The organism is Helicobacter sp. (genome assembly GCF_022511165.1).
In the GTDB taxonomy this organism is placed as follows: Bacteria; Campylobacterota; Campylobacteria; order Campylobacterales; family Helicobacteraceae; genus Helicobacter_C.
This window is the reverse complement of record NZ_JAFLSB010000009.1, coordinates 1-20,889: the sequence shown is the minus strand read 5'-3', so window position 1 is coordinate 20,889 and position 20,889 is coordinate 1. Positions and strand designations below refer to the sequence as shown.

Below are 20,889 nucleotides of genomic sequence, written 5' to 3'. Positions count from 1 at the left end.
GTATCTTAAGGCAAGTTATAAAGATATGAAAACTTTATCAAGTAGGGACTATATGAGCCTACATCTTGGAGTGAGTGTGAATTTTTGATGTATTGTATCTTAATTTGTGGGCTTTCAATAAGTGGCTTTAAATGGGAGCAAACACATCGGTTTTTGGCTTGTGCTCCTTTTAGGCAAGATAATGTAAAAATGTAGATTCTGCTAAAAAATAGCTTTAAGTAAAATTGAATATGGAGAATCTTTGGGGGCTATGGTATTTTGGCGATATGATGAAACACATAGCGCGTGATGAGCAGAATCTGCAGGGGCATTACAAAAAAGCTCACAAAAGGAATAAGGCTAGGGATATAGGCAGTGAGAGCATAAGTGTAGTTTGACAAAGTGGCTTTTTGCAGGGCTTTAAAATCTGTCTTGCTCATAATGCAGCTACTCACATCATAAAAAGTGCGCTTTTTAAAAAACACTAAGCCTAATGTAAAAGGCACAAAGCTCCCAATAAGTGGGATAAAAAACAAAGGCACACACAGCACAAAAAGTGCTACAAAAATAAGAGCATCTTTAAAAAAAGCAAGGCTATCGCCCCATAGAGTGCCAAAAGGTTGCAATGTGATATGGGCAAAGTCCTTTTTATGCACAAAATGCACGATAAAAGGCGTGTAAAATATCGCACAAAAGAGATTGCTAAGCAATGCAAAAAGAAGGATAAGCAAGAACATAGCGATATAAAAGCTTATAAGGCTTAAAGAGTAGAGAATCTTCGCCCAAAGCGCGTCATTTGTGGCTATATCTTGGACAAAATGCGGCATAAGAGTAAAAAGATACTCATAGAGCATAGAGCCATAGGCATATATGAAACTCCCTAAAAGCAATACATTAAAGATAAAAGGCAGACATACAAGAGCAAGAATCTTTGGGTGTAAAAAATCTTTGAAACTTTGGGTGAGAATGTGGCGCATTGTGGGGCTATTGCTTGATACCAAGTAGCGTTTCTATCATTCTATCAATGGTTGTAATTACCTTTGCATTTGCTGCATAGCCACCTTGGAATTTGATGAGATTCACCATTTCTTCATCAAGGCTTACTTGTGAGATTGCCAAATGCTCCTTTTTGACTGCAGCAAGCACAGAATCTTTGGTTTCTTTTGTGCGTTGTGTGGCTTCAGTTTGGTTTGCCACGCGCCCAGAGAGGAATTGATAATATTCTGAAATGCGCATTTGCTTGGTTTCAAATTTATTGATATAGAAATCCACATCATCATATTGGAGCTGCTGCATCATATTTGCTACTTCAAAGTTTCCATTCACAGGTGCGAGCCACGGGCGTATGAGCGTGGCGTCTTTGGCATATTCGTAATTAAGCGCAATATCGTGTGCATCTTTGCCATCAAAAAATTTATTTAAGCCAAAAGCACCAGTGAAATTTGTGCCATTATCTTGTATGGCGACATATAGCCCTTGTGAAGGATTCTTGGCTAAGATATTAAATTCTCCGCTGTCATTGTCATAATATGCGCGAAAATGGTCGTCAATATCGTTAAGGGCATTATTGTCTTTATTATCATCAGTATTTGCATTAATCGCACGCACAACATCATTCATTGTAGTAATTTCATTAATATAGATTGTCTTGCGCCCAATCTCATCGCCCTGTGTGCTATACACAACAACATCAAAACTTCCTGTTTTGATATTATAATTACTATCTACAAGAGCATTGAGACTCCACACATCAAGCTTATCACTGCGAATCTGTGTGGCAGCACTTTGAGAATAAATGGCATTTGTTGCTTCAATAAAGCCTTTTGCAAAAATATCAAGGTTATTGATATAATCTTGGAGTTTTCCTACGCGTGTGCCAGCTTCTCCAGAGTTGTAAAGACTAATAAGTGAGCCTGCCTTACCCTGCACGATTTTATCTGTAATTTCAACGGTTTTAAAATCATCGCCTTGAAAATACACGCGATTAAGGTTGAGGTGATTATCATCTTTTTTAAGCACGATAGGGTGATACATTGCGCCATCAACGATATTAAACCCAAAGCCGATATTGAGCACATATTCATCATCAAAATCCGCTAACTTAGGGTGGATAGAGGCATTAGAATCAAGATGATTTTTAAAGACATTTGCGCCTATGAGTGTTTGGAGATTGTATTCTAGCTCATCGCGTCTATCGCGCAATTCGTTGGCTTGCTTGAGTTCGCGTTGGTCTTCCATTTCTTTGAGTTTGCCATTAATATGGGCAATTTCTTTGGCAAGGCGATTCACTTCTTTGATAGTTACTTCAAGCTCCTCACTTGCCTTTTGTTGCAATCTTACAAGACGCAAACGCGTATCTTGTATATTTTTACTTAAAACTTGTGCATTTTTAGCTAAAACCTGCTTTTGAGCTGGGTCCGTGGCATTTTTAGCAAGGTCTTTCCACGAGTTGAAATATTCTTCTAAGTCATTATAAATACCCACGCCATCGACTTCGGGGAAAAAAGCCGAAGCTTCACGCAAGGTTGTAAAATGCGTATCATAATATTGAGCTTCCTCGGCGGCTTTGCGATAGCGATTAAAGACAAATTCATCGTGGATTCTCTGTATGGTTTCAATGCTTACCCCCCTACCGAGATTATAATCTTGATAGTAAAGTGGGCGTTCAGGGCGCACAAGCACACGTTGGCGGCTATAAAATTCATCACTTGCATTAGAAATGTTATTACCGGTTACATCAACCATTAATTGATGTGCTTGTAAGCCGGTGTAAGAGGTATTAAGAGAGGAGAGGATACCGCCCATACTATTCCTTAAGCTTGAATTTTGAGCAAATGCCCTTGCGAACGCTGGTCACCATAGCCATTGCTTTCGTGAGGGATAATGCGCTGAATGAGGGAATTATAAAACTCTGATACAGCAAATACGCTTCTTGCATAATTGCTATTGAGGATTTTAAGCTCACTCAGTGCATCTCGCATTGTATCTAAGAGAGTGCTTGTGGTCTCATCAAGCAAGTCCTTAAGCGATTTATGAGGATTTTTCTCACACAAAATGAGCATTTCTTGGTGGATAAGAGATTTTTTCTCTTCAAATGCCTTCACAAGCGAATCTTTTTGCTCTAAGCGTCCAAAAATCGCCTCGTGATTAGCGGCTTGTATATCTGTATTATCAAGCTTTGTAAGCTCTATTAATGTTCTTAAATCAGCAATAGCACCATCAATGTAAGTATGTAGCATAACCTAATCCTATATGCTCCATTGTTACAATAGCGATGCTTGCATCAATGGAGGAGAGTTTTATAGGTTAAGCAAATTTGATGCCATTTTTTCTGAAGTTTGTTGCAAATCGATTTTGTATTCACCATTTTTGATTTGTTCTTTGATCTGTTCTGCGCGTGAAAGTTGCACTTGCTCTTTTTCTTTTGCTTCAGTGCTTTCATTTTGCTTGTTAAGCACTTCCCTATTGAGAGTATTTGCTGTAGCAATACTTGCATTTACACCATTTATCATAGGACACCCCTTTTAAAGTGATTTATTGCCAAATCGGCTAAAGTTTCAAAAATTTTAGCATTATTCCACATATTTTTTCATTTCTTTTGCAAAGCTTTTAAGTGTTGCTGCATCTTTAGGACCATCATTTGTAAAAAATGGCACATTTGTATCGACACGATAAGCCCAAATACCAAGCAAAAGCAAAATATACAAAAGCCCGATAAAGCTTAGTGTAGGAATAAGCCAATTTCTTAAACCTGCGCCCATATTTACTCCTTAAATAAATATAGAATCTAAATTAGATTCTATAAAAATAAACCTGCAAGAAATATGCAAAAACAATGCCAAATAAATTTTATATCGACATTTCAATACTTATTTTAACATTTTTTATTAAGGTTTTTATACTAAAATCCGCCATTAAAAACAAAGAGATTTTATCTTACAAGGGCATAAGTTAAGGTTTTTAAATGAGAAAGACTACAAATCCTACAAAAAGCAAAGAAACAAAGCCAGTTTCTCGCAGCAAAAAACATATATCGCCTAATAAAAAAGAAAATGAAGATATTGTAGATGAATTAAGCGATGAATATGAAGAAAATCAAGATTCTAAAAAACTCTCGCCTTTTGCAAGAATTATTCTAGGTTTGATATCTGCGCTTCTTTTAGGCATTATCTGCGCTTTTTTAGCACATTTTTATCTTGAGGCTTCATTTAAGGTTTCAGCTCTTATTGGAATCATTGCCTTGCTTGTGGCTCTTTGGACAAACAAAGCCTTGCCTCTAGGCGTGGTGTCGCTTTTGCCTATTATTTTATTTCCAAGTTTTGGAATCTTAGATACCAAAAGTGCCACAGCAAATTATGGCAATCCTGTAATATTTTTGTTTTTAGGCGGTTTTATGCTCGCTACGGCGACAGAAAAAATTGGTTTGCATAAAATCATCGCCAAAAAATTCCTCGCTCTTTTTCCAAAAACCCCTAAGGGTGTGATTTCAGCTCTAGGCTTTGCTTCAGCAGCTCTAGGAACAGCTTTGTCAAATTCTACTGTGGCAATTTTGCTTTTGCCTATTGCACTTTCAATCACTAAAGATTATTTTTTAAAAGTGCGATTTTTACTTGCTGTTGCCTTTGGGGCAAGTATTAGTGGAATCACCACGCCCATAGGCTCTCCACCCAATCTTATCTTTTTAGGATTCATAGAAAGTCGTGGATTTGAAGGCATTGGTTTTACAACTTGGATTTTTATGATGCTACCACTTACTTTACTTATGCTTTATGCGATGATTTACATACTTTCAGCTCATACTAAAGAGCATTCTATTGAAGTTAATCTCTTTGAAGATGAAAAGCTTACCTTTGCGCATAAACGTTTGGCATTTTTTATCATTATCCTTTTAGTTATACTTTTTATCAATTCCCCTATCAAGCCTTTTTATAATGGCTTAGGCTTGAATGAAAATGTGATACTTCTTGCCTTTGGGCTACTTATGTTTGTGCCTAAAATTGGCTTTTTGGATTGGGACGATTCTAAATCCATACCTTATGAACTTATCTTTTTATTTGGCGCAGGATTTTGTATCGCTACCGCCTTTGCTCAATCTGAACTAAGTAGCGTATTTGAGGGATTTTTTGCTCAATTTTCGGGCTTGCCTTTTATTATATTTTTATTTTTAGCTTGTGTGAGTGCGATTATAGCAACAGGATTTTTAAGCACCACGGCACTCATTGCAATTTTGCTTCCTATTGTTTATACTGCTACGCAGTCTTTTTTGGAGGGCAAAGAGCCTACAATCACAATGCTTGCCATTACCATTTGCGCAAGTTTTTCATTTATGATTCCTATTAGCACCCCACCAAATGCGATTGTTTTTGCCAAAGGTAATATGAAAGCGTGGGATATGGTGCGTTTTGGTTTTTTACTGAGTGTGGTGGGCATTATAGCTGTAACGCTTTTTTCGTATGTGTATTGGCGGTGGTTTTTAGAAATCTAAATATTGCCTAAAAGTTATTACAAATAATGCAAGAAGTGTGTTTAACATCTTTATTAAGGTTTTTATACTAAAATCCCACACTTTAAGCGTTTAGATTCTATGTTAAAGATTATCAATCAAGGTGTTTTTATAATGAAAAAAATCTTTTTGTTTATAGGCATATGGAGTAGCTTGTGTTTTGGTGCGGTGGCGCATTCTCACACTTGGGAATCAGGCTACACACTTTTTGCATTTTTTCAAAAATATGATATTCCTACAAGCGTGTATTATAATCTCCCTCCAAAAGATAGAGAGCTTACTTCAGAGATTTATGCTGGTGTGACTTACTATACGCTTTTAGATAAAAATGATGAACTCATTCAAGCCCTTATTCCCATAGGCGATGGTATGCAGATTCATATTTTTAAACGTGATGGTGTATATGCACTTGATTTTACGCCTATGATTTATTTTGAGCAGGAGCAGACAATTAGCCTCTCTATTCAAAAATCTCCCTATCAAGATTTGATGGAAATGACGCACGATAGTGCCTTGGTGGGTGAATTTTTAAATGCCTATAAAAATAGCATTAATTTTCATAGTATCTTAAAAAATGATAGATTAGCATTCATTTATGATCGCAAATATCGTTTAGGCAAACCTCTTAAAAATGCGAATATTAAGGCAGCGGTGGTGGAGATTAATAAAAAGCCACATTATATTTTTAGTTACAACAATGGACGCTATTATAATAAGGAGGGCAAGGAGATTCAGGGCTTTTTGCTTCAAACACCCATATCAGGGGCAAGGATAAGTTCAAGATTTTCTCTAGGGAGAAAGCACCCTATACTTGGCACGATACGACCGCATTATGCGGTGGATTATGCTGCTCCAAAAGGCACACCTATTTATGCTGCTGCTAGTGGGGTGGTAATATTTGTTGGCAAAAAAGGGGGTTATGGGAATCTCATTGAAATCCGCCACGAAAACAATCTCAAAACGCTCTATGCGCATATGAATTCTTTTGCTTCCGGTATGAGAGTGGGTAAAAAAGTGAAGCAAGGGCAGGTGATAGGGCGTGTTGGCACGACAGGCTTAAGCACAGGACCACATTTGCATTTTGGGCTTTATCGTAACAATGTGCCAATCAATCCTCTTTCAAGCGTAAAGGCTGTAAGCAAGGAATTACAAGGCAAAGAAAAGGAAGCTTTTATTGCTTTCACCGAGCAGTTTATACCTTATTTGCAAGAAGCCCTTACCCAAAGCGTTAATGCTATTACACCTAATGAGGAGCTGAATCTGCCCAATGAACCACATTATATGGAGGCAGATTCTATCAAAGAAGAGACAGAAGCAAAAGATACACAGGCACGAGGTATCTCCACAGGCACAACGAGCGTAATCCTATGAAAAATTTTTCACATATTAGCGATATAAGTTTTTGTCAATGCGTTGATTCTCCTTATATTAAGCCTCGCAGAATGCTTTATAGTGAGAATGGAGTAAAGCGCAGCTGGGATTTTATGCAAAGTTTAGATTCTGTAGCCATTGTGCTTTATCATCACAAAGAGGATAGCTTACTTTTTGTGAAGCAGTTCCGCCCCGCAGTTTTTGCGCGAATGCTTCCTAATGAAGATACCCTCACCCATATAGACGCCCATACACAAGCTTTGGGTTATACTTATGAGCTTTGTGCTGGGCTTGTCGATAAAAAAGATAAAACTAAAGAGCAGATTGCGCAAGAAGAAGTGCTTGAAGAATGTGGATATAAGGTGGATTCGCTTGAGTTTATTACTACTTTTTCTACGGCTGTTGGGCATAGTGGGGCAAAACAAAGCTTATTTTATGCGTCCATAGATGAAAGCCAAAGAGTAAATGCAGGGGGCGGTGTTGATGGTGAAGTGATAGAATCTGTGCTTGTGAAAGTCAGCGATGTAGAAGCATTTGTGTATGATTCGCATATTATCAAGACGCCCGGCTTGAGCTTTGGGGTGTTGTGGTTTTTACGCCATTATGAGAGATTAAAAGCGCAAGCTAGGGGGCAGGAGCAATGATGAGAGGCATAGCGTGGGCATTGGGGTTATTATGTGTAAATATGCTATATGGGCTTGAGACAAGCCCTGTAAGGGAGCGCATTAGCGATGTAGGGGCTAAATCTGTAAGTTTTCCTGCAAAACATTTTAAAATCGGGCAGAGTGGCATTATTCTCACGCATAAAGAGGGCTATAATGTGATTATTGCCAATGCGCGTATTACGCAGATTAAAGATGGTGTGGCTTATGCGGAATATGCACCATTTGATAGTATTGAGCAAAAATATCTCCCCACGCCCACAGCTACTCCAGTACAAGGCGATGAGGTGCTTTTTGGAGGATTTTATAATAAAGCCATAGCCATAGCTCCAGATCAAACAAGCTATAATCAGATTCTCTCTTATAATGAAAATCTCCCTCCACAAGAGCAAACGCATTTTATGCACATTGATGTATTTGCTGCATTTTTGGCAAAAGATGGCATAAATGATCCAAAACCCAAGCATTTCAAGGATTTTTGTAGCACTTATAGCATAGGGCTCATTTATGTTTTTGCTTCAAATGGTATCAATGTGCTTGATTGCCAAAGTTTTGCGCTTTTAGAAGAAATAGCCTTGCCAAAACCAAGCCTAGAACACACAAATTCGCCATTTTTCTCTCGTATTGCCAATATTAATACCGGCTCACTTGCAAGCAAATTGCGCTCAAAAAAATCGCGTCAATATTTTAGCTATTATGATAATCTCTTAAGCCCTTATCTTCAAGCCTTTCATCTTAAGACTAAGGAGTAAAAAATGCTTCATTCATCTCATATTCAAGCCCTCAAGCGCATTGTGGGAGAGGAGAATTGCTATGATGATAGGGCGCATTTAGTAGCATATTGCTATGATGCGACAAGGGAACGTTATGAGCCTGAAGCAGTCGTGTTTCCACGCAATGAGCAAGATGTAAGCGCAGTATTAGCCTATTGCAATACTCACAAGATTTCAGTTATTCCAAGAGGTGCGGGGAGTGGCTTTACCGGTGGAGCTTTGCCTGTTAATGGTGGGATTATTCTTGCAATGGAGCGGCATTTTAATCGTATTTTAGAGATTGATGAAAAGAATCTCATCGCGAGGGTGCAGCCGGGTGTAGTCAATAAAATATTTCAAGAAGCCGTTGAAAAGAGAGGACTTTTTTACCCTCCAGATCCAGCAAGTCAAGAATACAGCACGCTTGGAGGCAATGTCAGCGAAAATGCCGGCGGTATGCGTGCGGCAAAATATGGCATTACAAAAGATTATGTAATGGCATTGCGTGCAGTGCTTCCTAATGGCGATGTGATACGTGCGGGAAAAAAGACGATAAAAGATGTTGCAGGATTTAATGTTGCGGGGATTTTGATAGCAAGCGAAGGGAATCTCGCTGTGATTACAGAGATTACGCTTAAGCTCATTGCAAAGCCTAAATTTTCGCGCTCGGCAATGGGGGTGTTTCCAAGTATAGAATCCGCGATGAATGCAGTCTATAAGACAATGGCAAGTGGAATCACACCTGTGGCAATGGAGTTTTTAGATAATTTGAGTATTCGTGCAGTAGAAGAGCGTTTTCACAAAGGCTTACCCATAGATGCCGGAGCAATCCTTATCACACAAGTTGATGGTGATTTGCAAGAGCAGCTAGATTTTCAGCTTGAGGTTATATCGGCGAGATTCAAAGAAAATGGTTGTGTTGATTTTAGAATCGCAAAAGATGATGCAGAGGCACAGAATCTATGGTTTGCAAGACGCAATGTCAGCCAGAGTATTACTATTTATGGCAAGAAAAAGCTTAATGAAGACATTACCGTCCCGCGTTCCGCGCTTCCAGAGCTACTTAGCTCCATAGCAGAGCTCAATAAAAAATATCATTTTAAGATTCCTTGCTTTGGGCATACAGGCGATGGAAATGTACATGTGAATGTAATGGTGCCAGATCCAAATAATAAAGAGGAATTGCAAAAAGGCTATGAGTGCATAGAGGAGATTTTCAAAATCGCCATTGCTTTGGAGGGGACATTGAGTGGAGAGCACGGCATAGGGCTTTCTAAAGCTCCTTTTATGCGCCTAGCTTTTAGTGAGGCAGAAATGGATTTGTTTGCGCGCATTAAGAAGGCTTTTGATCCAAATAATATCCTCAATCCGGGCAAAATGGGGCTTGTTATGGGAGATAAAGCATAAGATTCTATAAATGAGCTTTGCTTTCATAAATTAAAGTAGAATGTGTATCTTCAAAAAATGCCTTGGGGAAGAGATATGCACCCTTAAAAGCGGGAAAGTCAATATATTCATAGGCTACATCAAGCGGAATAAAAGGCGAAAGAATTTCTTTGAGCAAGGTGGTGCAATAGAGTGCATTTGCATCTGTGTTTAGCACAAAGGGTTTGCCAAGCCATAGGCTTGAGTGTAAGATGATTTGCTCTTGTGTAGTAGGATTTAAAGGAAAACGTTTGATTGCAATATCTCGTGCGTGAAAAAGAAATTCATCAAAGGAGCTTAGAATCACTTGATTGGGCTTAAAAGGATTATCATCGGGCGTAGCGTGCAAAATCATAATAGGCTTATTGCTCACAACTAAACCAATGTGTGTGTAGCGATGATGGCTTAATTTTTGAATAACGATGCTCTCTATGCCTATACCCTCGCGCAGGATAATATCACCTATTTCAAGTGGAGGGAGGGAATGCAAGTCTTTGTGAGAGAGTGTGGGGGGTTGGGAAGCGGTAGGATAGAGCATTATAGCACCTACTATAATGCTCATAATGGCACAAAAAGCGCCAATATATAATACCCTAAAGCCTAATTTTCCATTTACCATCATCATTAACTAGTCTTACATTTTCAACTTTGTGATTACCATTTTTAAAATGCACACGCAGTTCGATATGTGCACTTTTTTCTTTTATTTCTTCGGATACGACTTCAATATTCTTTAAACCACCGGCTTCTTGTGCAGTTTCTTTGGCTCTTTGTGCGGCGGCTTTGAGTTTACCTTCAGCCAATTCTTTTCCTCCGATTTCTTCTTTTTTAGGGATATACACATATTTAATGAGTTTATCACCATTGCCCTTATATGCATCTTCCATAAAAGATACCGCCACATCTTTAGGCGAGCTTCCACAACCAACAAAAAATACTCCAAGCGTTATGCCCATAATCAAAGTCACGAATTTCTTTAGCATTTTTGCTCCTTTAAGTTTAAAATTAAAAATGCCTATTTTAACCAAACTTACATAAAAACTCGCATATAGAGCATATAAAATTAATTCTTTTTGAGTTTTAAAAAAGCGTAAAAAATACAAAACATAGCCTAAAAGCGCAGAAATTGCATTGTGTGTTTGTGTTATATGTTAAACAAATTTTAGGTATGATTGAGCCTTTTTGATACGCAAAACAAAGGGGTATGTATGAAGAAGCTAACAGGGGCGCAAATGATTATTAAAGCCTTGCACTTAGAAGGCGTAAAGGTCGTATTTGGATATCCCGGAGGTGCGGTTTTATATATTTATGATGAGATTTATAAACAGCAGTATTTTAATCATATTCTCGCGCGACACGAGCAGGGCGCAGTACACGCAGCTGATGGCTATGCGCGAAGTAGTGGCGAAGTGGGTGTGGCAATTATCACTTCTGGTCCGGGCTTTACAAATGCCATTACAGGCATAGCTACGGCTTATACAGATTCTATTCCGCTTGTGGTTATTAGCGGACAAGTGCCTATTACACAAATTGGCACAGATTCTTTCCAAGAAATTGATGCAGTGGGTATTTCTCGTCCTTGCACGAAGCATAATTTTTTGGTGCGCAATATTGAGGAGCTTCCTCGAATCCTAAAAGAGGCGTTTTATATTGCACGCAGTGGGAGGCAAGGTCCGGTGCTTGTAGATATTCCAAAAGATGTTACGGCAACACTCGGTCTTTTTGATTATCCGGATTCTATTGCATTGCAAAGTTATAAGCCTACGATTAAGGGCAATCCACGTCAAATTAAAAAACTTTGTGCCGCTATCAAAGAAGCAAAGAAGCCACTTTTATATATCGGTGGAGGAGCGATACTCTCTAATGCAGCAAAAGAGATTAAAGAACTCTCTCATTACACAGGGATTCCTTGCGTAGAGACTTTATTAGGGCTTGGTGTCTTAGCCTATGATGATGAAAATTTGCTTGGAATGCTTGGAATGCACGGGACTTATGCAGCAAATATGGCGGTGAGTGAATGTGATTTGCTCGTATGTTTAGGTGCGCGTTTTGATGATAGGGTAACAGGCAAATTGAGCGCTTTTGCAAAACACGCGAAGATTGCGCATATTGATATAGATCCAAGCTCTATTGGTAAAATTATCAGTGTGGATTATCCTATTGTGGGGGATTTAAAGAATGTCTTAGGTGATATGATACAAGAGCTTAATGGCTATGAGAGAGCGCATATCGCGCAGTGGAGAGAGCATTTGCGCTCATTGCAACAACAGCACCCATTAAGCTATGAGGATAGTGAGGTTTCTATTAAGCCCCAATGGGTTATTGAGCAGCTTGGTAAGCGTTTGGGCGAAAAGGCGATTATTACCACAGATGTAGGACAGCATCAAATGTGGGCAGCGCAATTTTATCCTTTTAGCTTTCCGCGTCAGTTTTTAAGCAGTGGCGGACTAGGCACAATGGGATATGGACTACCTGCTGCACTTGGGGCAAAACTTGCGTGTGAGGATAAGGTGATTGTTAATATCACAGGCGATGGCTCGATTTTAATGAATATTCAAGAGCTAATGACTTGCGTTGCTTATGAGATTGCTGTGGTTAATGTGATTTTAAATAATAATTATTTAGGAATGGTAAGGCAGTGGCAGCATCTTTTTTATGATAATCGTTTTTCGCATACAGATTTAAGTTTGCAGCCAGATTTTGTAAAGCTTATAGAATCTTTTGGGGGTGTGGGCTTTAGAGTGGAGCGCAAAGATGAGTTTGAAGGTGCGTTAGAACAAGCCCTAGAGGCTAAAAAGGTATCATTTATTGAAGTTATCATTGATAGACACGAAAATGTTTTGCCTATGGTGCCAATGGGTGGGGCGATTTATGAGATGATACTCCCGCATAAAAAGCGTAAATAATGCCAAAAGGAAGTGAAATGGAAGCAAAGAATAAAGAACTTAAAAAAAGTATTTGTGTGAATGTGATTAATGAGCATAGTGTGCTTGCAAGAATCTCTGGGCTTTTTTCTGCGCGAGGCTATAATATAGAATCTCTTACCACCGCGCCTATTCCTAATAGCAATCTCTCGCGTATAACCATTGTTACGCAAGGCTCCGAAGTAGTTATTGAGCAGATTATTAAGCAGTTGCATAAGCTTATTCCTGTGGTGAGTGTGGTTTCAAATGATGATTTGCTTGAAAAAGAAGCAGTATTAGTAAAGATTCCATTAAGTGAGCGTTTGGCAGATATAGAAGTGCTTTGTAAAGCATATAATGGCAAGATTGTCAATGCAAATGAAAAATACATTATTGTGATTGCTACTGACAAACCAGCCGCGATTAATCAATTTATTGCTGCTATAAAAACCTTTAATCCAAAGGAAATTGTTCGAAGTGGCGTGATAGCAATGGAAAAATAAGGAGTATATATGGCTATAAGATTAGGTGTAAATATTGATCATATTGCAACTTTGCGTGAAGCGAGAGCTATTAATGAGCCAGATCCGCTTGAGGCAGTCTTTGTGGCAAAAAATGCAGGGGCAAACCAAATTACCTTGCATTTACGCGAAGATAGGCGACATATTCACGATAATGATGTCAAACGTATTATCCAAGCAAGTCCATTACCTATTAATATTGAATCTGCTCTTGATGAAAAGATTGTAGATTCTCTATGTGCCTTAAAGCCCCAACGCATTACACTTGTGCCTGAAAAACGTGAGGAAATTACAACTGAAGGGGGACTTGATATAGAAACTCATTATGATAGCATTCGCGCTACACTCAAAGCCTTTGAATCTGTGGGTATTGCGAGCGCGCTTTTTATCGACCCTAAAAAAGAATCTATCTTCCTTGCACGAGAGCTTGGGGCTGATGCAGTTGAGCTTCACACAGGCAGGTATGCAAATCTTTATCTAATGGCTAATAGCAATCTCTCTCGCACGCAGCATAGTATTAAAGCAATGGATTTACCCACACAAGAGCTTTTGGAGCAGATTCAAGAAAGTCTTGAAAGTCTCGCTCAATGTGCTCTTTTGGCAACTTCTAGCACAGATGCGCGCCCACTCAAATGTTTTGCAGGACACGGCTTAAATTATCAAAATGTGCAAGCAGTGGCGGCTATTCCTCATATTAGTGAGCTTAATATCGGGCATAGCATTATTGCAAGGGCAGTGTTTGTGGGCTTAGAGCGAGCCATTATACAAATGAAAGAGGCGATGTGCCAAAGATAGCTATCAGCATTGGCGATGTTAATGGTATAGGGCTTGAAATTGCCTTGAAGGCGCATAAGCATATCACACAATGGTGTGAGCCGCTGTATTGTGTGCATAGGGAGGTTGTAGAATCTGCAAGCGCGCTTTTAGGCTATCCTCTCCCTTTAGATATGCAGTGTGTGGGGGATTTTGAGTATGAATTAGAAAATCTTATAATGCCTAGTTGTGTGAGTGCGCAAAGTGGTGCATATAGTTATCAAAGTTTTATGCAAGGAGTGAGGCTTGCTCAAAGTGGGCAATGTGTAGCTTTAGTAACACTGCCTATACATAAAAAAGCGTGGCAAAAAGCAGGGATTACATTTGTGGGACATACTGATGCCCTTTCATCATATTTTGGACGCCAAAGCATAATGATGCTAGGCTGCCCTTCACTTTTTGTCGCGCTTTTTACTGATCATATCGCTTTAAGCGAGGTAAGTAAGCTTGTGAATAAAGAGCGCATAGAGGATTTCTTATTGCGTTTTGCCAAGGCTATTGCTTTAGATGAGCCTTGCTGTGTGCTAGGGCTTAATCCACATTGTGGTGATGAGGGTGTTATGGGGAATGAGGATAGTGATATTACTTTGGCGGTGCAAGAAGCAAATAAACAACTACAAAAGGATTTATTTTTTGGTGCATATCCGCCAGATAGCGCATTTTCACCGCTTAATCGCAAAAAATTTAGATATGTTGTGAGTATGTATCACGATGTGGGATTAGCTCCCCTTAAAGCACTTTATTTTGAAGAGAGTATTAATATAAGCCTTGATTTGCCTATTTTGCGCACTTCTGTGGATCACGGCGTGGCGTATGATAAAGCTTATAAAAAGGGAAGTCATATAAGTTTGCAAAGCTATTTCAATGCTATTACTTATGCCCTCTCAAAAGCTTAAACACGCACTAGAGCAAGCTTTTAAGGATAGAATCTTATAATAAGATATTTATTTTACACAAAGGCTAAAAATGAAATGTATTTTAATGCGTTTATTACTTGTATGCGCCCTAAACTCTGTATGTTTTAGCTCTGCATATGCCATAAAGGAAGATCAATTCGAGCAATTTGGCGATGTGTTTCGTTATTTGCCTATTTATACGATGATTGTATCTGTGGCATTTGAGGATTATGAGGGTGTGGGGCAGCTATTGCTTGGGAGCTTAAGCACACAGCTTGTTACAGAGGGCATAAAAGCTAGTCTTGATAGTTTCTCAAGTCATAAATATCCTATCAAATGGGCAAAACGCCCGTGTTGCGATATATATAAAGGTATGCCAAGTGGGCATAGTGCGGGTGCATTTAGCGCGGCAGGATATGTATATTATCGCTATGGTATAAAAAGTGCTGTGCCTGTTGGGATCCTTGCTATACTCACAGCAGCTTCAAGAGTTGAGGCACAAAAGCATTCTCTCTTACAAGTGAGTGTGGGTGCAGCTATTGCTTGGGGTTTTGCGTGGCTTTTTACCAAAGAGTATCAGCCTAAAAATACGCTTGTGTTGCCAAATATTGAGCGTGATATACAGGGAAATACGCTTGTAAGCCTTTATATAACACATAGGTTCTAAAAGGAGCTTGATATGGATATTCGTCAATTATATGTGGATTTTTTTAGCAAAAAAGGGCATAAGGTTTATGATTCTATGCCACTTGTGCCAGATGATGCGAGTTTGCTTTTTACAAATGCGGGTATGGTGCAATTTAAGGATATTTTCACAGGCAAGATTCCTGCTCCCACTCCTCCTCGTGCTACAAGCTCGCAGCTTTGTATTCGCGCAGGTGGAAAGCATAATGATTTAGAAAATGTCGGTTATACAGCGCGGCATCACACACTTTTTGAAATGCTTGGGAATTTTAGCTTTGGCGATTATTTTAAAAAAGATGTGATAGCGTATGCGTGGGAGTTTGTTACACAGGTATTAGGCTTTGATAAAAGTGTGCTTTATGTAACAATCCACGAGAGCGATGATGAAGCCTATGAGCTATGGTGTGAGCATATTGCGAGTGAGCGCATTAAAAGAATGGGCGATAAGGATAATTTTTGGCAAATGGGTGATAGCGGACCCTGCGGACCTTGTAGTGAAATTTATGTAGATCAGGGTGAAAAATATTTTCATAGCACAGAGGATTATTTTGGCGGTGAGGGGGATAGATTCTTAGAAATATGGAATCTTGTTTTTATGCAATTTGAGCAAAAAGATGGTGTGCGCACTCCACTACCTAAGCCGAGCATTGATACAGGTATGGGATTAGAGCGCGTAATAGCACTCAAAGAAGGCAAGATTAATAATTTTGATACAAGCCTTTTTGCGCCTTTAATGCAATGTATTCAAAGACTTACAGGCAAGACATATTTTGGCGATGATGAAATCTTTGAGAGAAATGATTTACAAGAAGCACAAGTACTTGAGATTAAAAAGATTCAAGCTTCTTTTCGCGTGATAGCTGACCATGCGCGGAGTGTAGCATTTCTCCTTGCGCAAGGAGTAAATTTTGATAAAGAGGGGCGTGGGTATGTATTGCGTAGAATCTTGCGCCGAGCAGTGCGACACGGCTATTTATTAGGACTAAAACAGCCCTTTTTATATGAAGTTGTGAGCGCAGTATGTGAATGTATGGGGCAAACCTATGGTTATTTGCAAGAGCGTAAAAGTGCCATAATGGAGCAATGCAAGGCAGAAGAGGCGAGATTTTTTGAAACCATAGAATTAGGAATGAGCTTATTTAGCACGGAGTTAGAGCATTTGCAAAGCGCGGCACAAGGACAAAAGGCACATTTTAGCGGTGAAGTAGCGTTTAAACTCTATGATACTTATGGATTCCCGCTTGATCTTACCCAAGATATGTTGCGAGAAAATGGCATAGAGGTGGATATGGAGGCTTTTGAGCAATGTATGAATGAGCAAAAATCCCGCTCTAAGGCGAGTTGGAAAGGAAGCGGAGATGCCTTGAAAGAGGGTGATTTTAAGGCATTACTGAATGAATTTGGCGAAAATGAATTTGTTGGCTATGAAAGCACACAAGAGCTTTGCACGATACAAGCCTTGCTTGATAGTGAGTTGAGGAGAGTAGAGAGTTTGCAGCCAAGTGAGCAGGGCTGGGTAATGCTTGATAAAACGCCCTTTTATCCTGAATCTGGAGGACCTGTGGGGGATAGAGGCGAGCTATACTCTCCCCATAAGCTTACAGAAACAAGCCCCGCGCAAAAATGTGCCAATGTGCTTGATACGCAAAAATTTTTTGGCTTAAATCTCTCGCAAGTAGAGGCTTTAGGCTCTTTGCAGGTGGGGCAAAAAGTGATGGCAATGGTAGATAGTGCGCGTTTTGAGATTATTAAACATCACTCGGCTACGCATTTGCTCCATTTAGCCCTCACGCAGGTTCTAGGTAGCCATATCGCTCAAGCAGGAAGCCTTGTGCAGCCTCATCGTCTGCGCTTTGACTTCTCTCACCCAAAGGCTCTTACAAATGAGGAGCTTACGCAGATTGAACAGCTCGTGAATGCTCAAATTTTACAAGCCAATAGCCAAAAATGTGAAAATATGGGCATAAAAGAAGCAAAAGCTATGGGTGCAAAGGCACTTTTTGGCGAAAAATATGGAGAGAGGGTGCGTGTGGTGAGCTTTGGGGATTCTATTGAGCTTTGTGGTGGGATTCACGTGCGAAATACTGCCGAAATTGGGAGTTTTTATATCACTAAAGAATCAAGCGTGAGTAGCGGTGTGCGCAGAATCGAAGCTGTATGTGGCGCAGCCGCATATCAGTATGGTAAGAATGCCTTGCTTGAGCTCAATCAGGCAAGAGAGACACTCAAAACTCAAGATGTATTGCAGGGCATAGAAAAGATAAAGCATCAGCTCCTTGAGTTTAAAGAAAAAGTGCAAAAAGCAAAGCAAAGCGTGAAAAGCCTTGATTTTGAGGAGATAAATGGCATAAGGCTTATTGTGCTTAAGCTTGAGGCTGTGAGCGCAGATGAGGCAAAAGAGATGATTGATAGGGCAAAAAATGAAAATGAGTGTGTGGCGATACTGCTACTTACAGAATCTAATGGCAAGGTGGCTTTGAGCGCAGGGGTGAAAAACGCGCCCATAAAGGCAGGAGAGTGGGTCAAGCAAGTAGCTCTTAAGCTAGGCGGAAATGGTGGAGGTAGGGCAGATTTTGCCACTGCTGGAGGCAAAGATATACAAGCAATCCCCCAAGCCTTAAAATTTGCAAGAGAAATGGCTATAAAGGAGCTAAGCGCGTAGCCAATCTCTTAAATTTTTATTGGTGAGTGATTCCAACTCTTATCTATAATTTATTTTTTATTTTTTCTTTCTCCCCTTGACAGATACTAGGTATCAGGTTTTATAATTACATATCTATTTTGGAGGAGAAATATGCAAAAAGTTTCTAAGCTTTCTCATAGCTCTAAGCGCAGAGCATTTCTTAAAACCTCTGCAAAACTCACTACAATGGCGTCTCTTGCATCTCTTGGAGCTTTTACTTTAAGTGCTTGCAATGATGCAGATTCAGGAGATAATTTACAAGATAAGATAAGCGAGAACAAAAACTTAAATAACTACGCAAAGGGAGGAACAATGGAATTTGTAACATTAAATAATGGGGTTAAAATGCCCATTTTAGGCTATGGAGTCTTTCAAGTAGAACCAAAAGAGACACAAAGATGTGTTGAAGATGCCATAGAAGTAGGATATAGAAGCATTGATACAGCTCAAGCTTATTTTAACGAAGCAGAAGTGGGTGCGGCAATAAAGAATGCTATGAGTGGTGGCATAAAACGTGAGGAGCTTTTTATCACAACAAAGCTTTGGATTAATAATTACAAGGAAGAAAAAGCGCTCAAAGCGTGTGAGGAATCTCTGCGTAAGCTCGGGCTTGATTATGTGGATTTGATGCTTTTACATCAGCCCTTTAATGATACTTATGGAGCGTGGAGAGCCTTGAGTAAATTCTACAAAGAGGGTAGATTCAAAGCTATTGGGGTAAGCAATTTTTATCCGGATAGAATCGTTGATTTTTGTCTTAATAACGAAATCAAACCTGCACTCAATCAAATCGAGTGCAATCCCTTTTTCGCGCAATTTGAGGCACAAAAGATTCTAGAGGAATATAATGTCGCTATGGAATCTTGGGCGCCTTTTGGTGAGGGAAAGAATGATATGTTTTCTAATCCAACCTTAAGTGCGATTGGCAAAAAATACAATAAAAGCATTGCACAAGTGATTTTAAGGTGGCAGATTCAAAGAAATATCATCGCTATTCCAAAAACCATACGCAAAGAGCGAATGATTGAGAATTTTAATGTCTTTGACTTTGCTTTGAGCGATGAGGATATGCAAAAAATTGCTTCACTTGATAATAAGCAAAGCCTCTTTTTAAATCATCAAGACCCGCAAACTGCGAAGTTTTTGATAGAGGTGCATAGAGATAAATTCTAAGATAAAATTCAGCCTTAATTTGCACCTGCAAAGTTTTTGGCTGAATTTAAAATTTTTTTACAAAAAACTTGCAAAAAAAAAAAAACGATTGGATATAATAACAAAATCAATATATCATCAAAAGGAGAAAAAATGCAAGATTCACAAAGAAGAGAGTTTATTAAAGATTCAGCTAAAGTTGTCGGGGGCTTAGCCGCTCTAACACTAGGGGCAGACACCCTCTTTGCCGCTCAAAATGAGGCAAATAGCGCAAAAATCGTGTTTAAAGAGGGTGAGAGAATCCCCGCCAAAGGCTATGCGGCTTTTAGCAAGGATTGGAAATTTAAGCCCTATTCTTTTACAAGACACCCTTTGGGAGAAAACGATGTGCTTATCGCCATTAGATATGCTGGAATCTGCCATAGTGATTTACACACAGTCAAAGGAGACCACGGCAAGGCAAATTATCCTATGGTGCCCGGACACGAAATTGCAGGTGAGGTTGTCGCTGTGGGCAAAAAGGTGAGTAAGTTTAAGGTTGGAGATTATGCGGGGGTTGGCTGTATGGTAAATTCCTGCGGAGAGTGCGAGGCGTGTAAGCAAAGCAAGGAGCAGTATTGCACGAATGCCAAAACCGTTTTTACCTACAACAGCAAAGATGTGTTTCATAATGATGAAATTACCTATGGAGGATATTCTAATAATATCGTGGTGAGTGAAAAATTTGCGATTAAAGTGCCAAAAAATGCCGAGTTTGAGAAAGTCGCCCCTTTGCTTTGCGCAGGAATTACGACTTATTCGCCTATTAGATTTAGCAAAGTCAAAAAAGGCGATAAAGTCGCTGTGGCAGGGGTTGGCGGCTTAGGGCATATGGCGTTGCAATATATGGTGGCTTTGGGCGCGGAGGTTACTTGCTTTGATATTGTGCCAAGCAAGAAAGAGGCGTGTTTAAAATTTGGGGCAAAGGCATTTGTTGATGTAAAAAGCGAGGAATTTAAAAAGATTGCAAACCGCTTTGATTTTATTATTTCAACAATTCCTTATAAATATGATATTAATGACTATGTAAGAATGCTCAAACTTGGCGGAGAAATGGCAATCGTGGGCTTACCTGCACCTAAAGATTTTCCTAACTTTGATGTGAATGCTTTTGTTTGGCAGTTTAGAGATAAAAAAATCTATGCTTCACTGATTGGGGGTATTAAAGAAACCCAAGAAATGCTTGATTATTCTGTGAAAAATAAAATCTATCCAAAAGTAGAGATAATCCCTATACAAAAGCTCGATGAGGCGTATCAAAAGGTGGCTAAGGGCGAGGCGGATTTTCGCTTTGTCATTGATATGAAAAGCCTTAGCTAAGGCTTTTATTTTATGGCTTAGATTCTAGTTTTGGACTAGAATTTAGAGATTTTGCCTTGTCAAATAAGGAAATAAAATTCTTTTATATATTTTTTGCATAAATCTAAAGGAATTCAAATGCTAAATAAAATTTTAGTTTCGTTTCTTATTTGCTTAGGGCTTTGTCTAAGTTTCATAGAGGCTAAG

Annotated in this window: 21 protein-coding genes (1 of these 21 only partly in view); 14 read left to right on the top strand and 7 right to left on the bottom strand. The window is 39.3% G+C overall.

Annotation, left to right across the window (positions count from 1 at the left end; genetic code table 11):
• Nucleotides 1-88, top strand: the 3' end of a protein-coding gene (locus tag J1E28_RS02300) for a DUF4105 domain-containing protein (protein ID WP_291026324.1). Its footprint begins 1,598 nt before the window's first position; only the last 88 of its 1,686 coding nucleotides appear in the window; its start codon lies off the left edge, out of view; its stop codon occupies nt 86-88.
• Between the two features lie 160 nt (nt 89-248).
• On the opposite strand, the gene J1E28_RS02295 is transcribed toward J1E28_RS02300, so the two are convergent.
• The 5 genes from J1E28_RS02295 to J1E28_RS02275 are packed head-to-tail and all read right to left on the bottom strand — an operon-like array spanning nt 249 to nt 3,740.
• Complete coding sequence (locus tag J1E28_RS02295; RefSeq protein WP_291026323.1) at nt 249-956, bottom strand: EI24 domain-containing protein; 708 nt, start codon at nt 954-956, stop codon at nt 249-251.
• A 7-nt stretch (nt 957-963) separates the two neighbouring features.
• Nucleotides 964-2,784, bottom strand: a complete 1,821-nt coding sequence (gene flgK / locus J1E28_RS02290) for a flagellar hook-associated protein FlgK (RefSeq protein ID WP_291026322.1) — start codon at nt 2,782-2,784, stop codon at nt 964-966.
• A gap of 8 nt (nt 2,785-2,792) precedes the next feature.
• Nucleotides 2,793-3,218 carry a hypothetical protein gene (locus J1E28_RS02285; protein ID WP_291026321.1) on the bottom strand — a complete coding sequence of 142 codons (426 nt, stop codon included), beginning with the start codon at nt 3,216-3,218 and terminating at the stop codon, nt 2,793-2,795.
• A gap of 60 nt (nt 3,219-3,278) precedes the next feature.
• Nucleotides 3,279-3,491 carry a flagellar biosynthesis anti-sigma factor FlgM gene (locus J1E28_RS02280; protein WP_291026320.1) on the bottom strand — a complete coding sequence of 71 codons (213 nt, stop codon included), beginning with the start codon at nt 3,489-3,491 and terminating at the stop codon, nt 3,279-3,281.
• Between the two features lie 60 nt (nt 3,492-3,551).
• Nucleotides 3,552-3,740, bottom strand: coding sequence for a hypothetical protein (locus J1E28_RS02275; RefSeq protein WP_291026319.1), 189 nt, complete (start codon nt 3,738-3,740; stop codon nt 3,552-3,554).
• 203 nt (nt 3,741-3,943) lie between these two features.
• Between J1E28_RS02275 and J1E28_RS02270 the strand changes: the two genes are divergently transcribed.
• The 5 genes from J1E28_RS02270 to J1E28_RS02250 all read left to right on the top strand — a co-directional run bounded on the left by J1E28_RS02270 (nt 3,944) and on the right by J1E28_RS02250 (nt 9,674).
• Nucleotides 3,944-5,464 carry a DASS family sodium-coupled anion symporter gene (locus J1E28_RS02270; protein ID WP_291026318.1) on the top strand — a complete coding sequence of 507 codons (1,521 nt, stop codon included), beginning with the start codon at nt 3,944-3,946 and terminating at the stop codon, nt 5,462-5,464.
• A gap of 132 nt (nt 5,465-5,596) precedes the next feature.
• Nucleotides 5,597-6,853 (top strand): peptidoglycan DD-metalloendopeptidase family protein, encoded by a 1,257-nt coding sequence (locus tag J1E28_RS02265; RefSeq protein WP_291026317.1) that lies wholly within the window; start codon nt 5,597-5,599, stop codon nt 6,851-6,853.
• The gene (locus tag J1E28_RS02260) at nt 6,850-7,497 is read left to right on the top strand and encodes an NUDIX hydrolase (protein ID WP_291026316.1); all 648 of its coding nucleotides are present in this window, start codon (nt 6,850-6,852) and stop codon (nt 7,495-7,497) included. The genes J1E28_RS02265 and J1E28_RS02260 overlap by 4 nt, the downstream gene beginning before the upstream one ends.
• Nucleotides 7,494-8,267 (top strand): plasminogen-binding N-terminal domain-containing protein, encoded by a 774-nt coding sequence (locus tag J1E28_RS02255; RefSeq protein WP_291026315.1) that lies wholly within the window; start codon nt 7,494-7,496, stop codon nt 8,265-8,267. The genes J1E28_RS02260 and J1E28_RS02255 overlap by 4 nt, the downstream gene beginning before the upstream one ends.
• A gap of 3 nt (nt 8,268-8,270) precedes the next feature.
• Nucleotides 8,271-9,674, top strand: coding sequence for an FAD-linked oxidase C-terminal domain-containing protein (locus J1E28_RS02250; RefSeq protein ID WP_291026314.1), 1,404 nt, complete (start codon nt 8,271-8,273; stop codon nt 9,672-9,674).
• Nucleotides 9,675-9,678: 4 nt separating this feature from the next.
• Here J1E28_RS02250 and J1E28_RS02245 read toward each other — a convergent pair whose 3' ends face one another.
• Together J1E28_RS02245 and J1E28_RS02240 are read right to left on the bottom strand one after the other, a co-directional pair.
• Entirely contained in the window at nt 9,679-10,230 is a 552-nt protein-coding gene (locus tag J1E28_RS02245) for a YiiX/YebB-like N1pC/P60 family cysteine hydrolase (protein ID WP_291026313.1), read from the bottom strand.
• A 55-nt stretch (nt 10,231-10,285) separates the two neighbouring features.
• Entirely contained in the window at nt 10,286-10,795 is a 510-nt protein-coding gene (locus J1E28_RS02240) for a DUF4878 domain-containing protein (protein ID WP_291026312.1), read from the bottom strand.
• A gap of 105 nt (nt 10,796-10,900) precedes the next feature.
• Between J1E28_RS02240 and J1E28_RS02235 the strand changes: the two genes are divergently transcribed.
• The 8 genes from J1E28_RS02235 to J1E28_RS02200 all read left to right on the top strand — a co-directional run bounded on the left by J1E28_RS02235 (nt 10,901) and on the right by J1E28_RS02200 (nt 20,703).
• Nucleotides 10,901-12,598 carry an acetolactate synthase large subunit gene (locus J1E28_RS02235; RefSeq protein WP_291026311.1) on the top strand — a complete coding sequence of 566 codons (1,698 nt, stop codon included), beginning with the start codon at nt 10,901-10,903 and terminating at the stop codon, nt 12,596-12,598.
• Nucleotides 12,599-12,615: 17 nt separating this feature from the next.
• Nucleotides 12,616-13,098, top strand: coding sequence for an acetolactate synthase small subunit (gene ilvN / locus J1E28_RS02230; RefSeq protein WP_291026310.1), 483 nt, complete (start codon nt 12,616-12,618; stop codon nt 13,096-13,098).
• A gap of 15 nt (nt 13,099-13,113) precedes the next feature.
• A complete protein-coding gene (locus J1E28_RS02225) occupies nt 13,114-13,911 on the top strand; it encodes a pyridoxine 5'-phosphate synthase (protein ID WP_291026348.1) in 798 nt (265 codons plus the stop codon).
• The gene (gene pdxA, locus J1E28_RS02220) at nt 13,899-14,825 is read left to right on the top strand and encodes a 4-hydroxythreonine-4-phosphate dehydrogenase (RefSeq protein WP_291026309.1); all 927 of its coding nucleotides are present in this window, start codon (nt 13,899-13,901) and stop codon (nt 14,823-14,825) included. Before J1E28_RS02225 ends, pdxA begins: the two co-directional genes overlap by 13 nt.
• Nucleotides 14,826-14,895: 70 nt before the next feature.
• On the top strand, nt 14,896-15,492 hold the full coding sequence (locus J1E28_RS02215; RefSeq protein ID WP_291026308.1) for a phosphatase PAP2 family protein: 597 nt from the start codon (nt 14,896-14,898) through the stop codon (nt 15,490-15,492).
• Nucleotides 15,493-15,504: 12 nt separating this feature from the next.
• A complete protein-coding gene (gene alaS / locus J1E28_RS02210) occupies nt 15,505-18,171 on the top strand; it encodes an alanine--tRNA ligase (protein ID WP_291026307.1) in 2,667 nt (888 codons plus the stop codon).
• A 333-nt stretch (nt 18,172-18,504) separates the two neighbouring features.
• Nucleotides 18,505-19,365, top strand: a complete 861-nt coding sequence (locus J1E28_RS02205; RefSeq protein WP_291026347.1) for an aldo/keto reductase — start codon at nt 18,505-18,507, stop codon at nt 19,363-19,365.
• 132 nt (nt 19,366-19,497) lie between these two features.
• Nucleotides 19,498-20,703, top strand: coding sequence for an NAD(P)-dependent alcohol dehydrogenase (locus J1E28_RS02200; protein WP_291026306.1), 1,206 nt, complete (start codon nt 19,498-19,500; stop codon nt 20,701-20,703).
• Nucleotides 20,704-20,889: the final 186 nt, after the last annotated feature.

Excerpts from the sequence above, each read along its gene's own strand:
- flgK (WP_291026322.1), bottom strand. The coding sequence starts at position 2,784 with ATGGGCGGTATCCTCTCCTCTCTTAATACCTCTTACACCGGCTTACAA.
- J1E28_RS02250 (WP_291026314.1), top strand. The coding sequence starts at position 8,271 with ATGCTTCATTCATCTCATATTCAAGCCCTCAAGCGCATTGTGGGAGAG.
- J1E28_RS02235 (WP_291026311.1), top strand. The coding sequence starts at position 10,901 with ATGAAGAAGCTAACAGGGGCGCAAATGATTATTAAAGCCTTGCACTTA.
- J1E28_RS02270 (WP_291026318.1), top strand. The coding sequence starts at position 3,944 with ATGAGAAAGACTACAAATCCTACAAAAAGCAAAGAAACAAAGCCAGTT.
- J1E28_RS02260 (WP_291026316.1), top strand. The coding sequence starts at position 6,850 with ATGAAAAATTTTTCACATATTAGCGATATAAGTTTTTGTCAATGCGTT.
- J1E28_RS02245 (WP_291026313.1), bottom strand. The coding sequence starts at position 10,230 with ATGCTCTATCCTACCGCTTCCCAACCCCCCACACTCTCTCACAAAGAC.
- J1E28_RS02255 (WP_291026315.1), top strand. The coding sequence starts at position 7,494 with ATGATGAGAGGCATAGCGTGGGCATTGGGGTTATTATGTGTAAATATG.
- J1E28_RS02215 (WP_291026308.1), top strand. The coding sequence starts at position 14,896 with ATGAAATGTATTTTAATGCGTTTATTACTTGTATGCGCCCTAAACTCT.
- J1E28_RS02295 (WP_291026323.1), bottom strand. The coding sequence starts at position 956 with ATGCGCCACATTCTCACCCAAAGTTTCAAAGATTTTTTACACCCAAAG.
- J1E28_RS02205 (WP_291026347.1), top strand. The coding sequence starts at position 18,505 with ATGGAATTTGTAACATTAAATAATGGGGTTAAAATGCCCATTTTAGGC.
- J1E28_RS02200 (WP_291026306.1), top strand. The coding sequence starts at position 19,498 with ATGCAAGATTCACAAAGAAGAGAGTTTATTAAAGATTCAGCTAAAGTT.
- J1E28_RS02285 (WP_291026321.1), bottom strand. The coding sequence starts at position 3,218 with ATGCTACATACTTACATTGATGGTGCTATTGCTGATTTAAGAACATTA.
- alaS (WP_291026307.1), top strand. The coding sequence starts at position 15,505 with ATGGATATTCGTCAATTATATGTGGATTTTTTTAGCAAAAAAGGGCAT.
- J1E28_RS02275 (WP_291026319.1), bottom strand. The coding sequence starts at position 3,740 with ATGGGCGCAGGTTTAAGAAATTGGCTTATTCCTACACTAAGCTTTATC.
- ilvN (WP_291026310.1), top strand. The coding sequence starts at position 12,616 with ATGGAAGCAAAGAATAAAGAACTTAAAAAAAGTATTTGTGTGAATGTG.
- J1E28_RS02265 (WP_291026317.1), top strand. The coding sequence starts at position 5,597 with ATGAAAAAAATCTTTTTGTTTATAGGCATATGGAGTAGCTTGTGTTTT.
- J1E28_RS02280 (WP_291026320.1), bottom strand. The coding sequence starts at position 3,491 with ATGATAAATGGTGTAAATGCAAGTATTGCTACAGCAAATACTCTCAAT.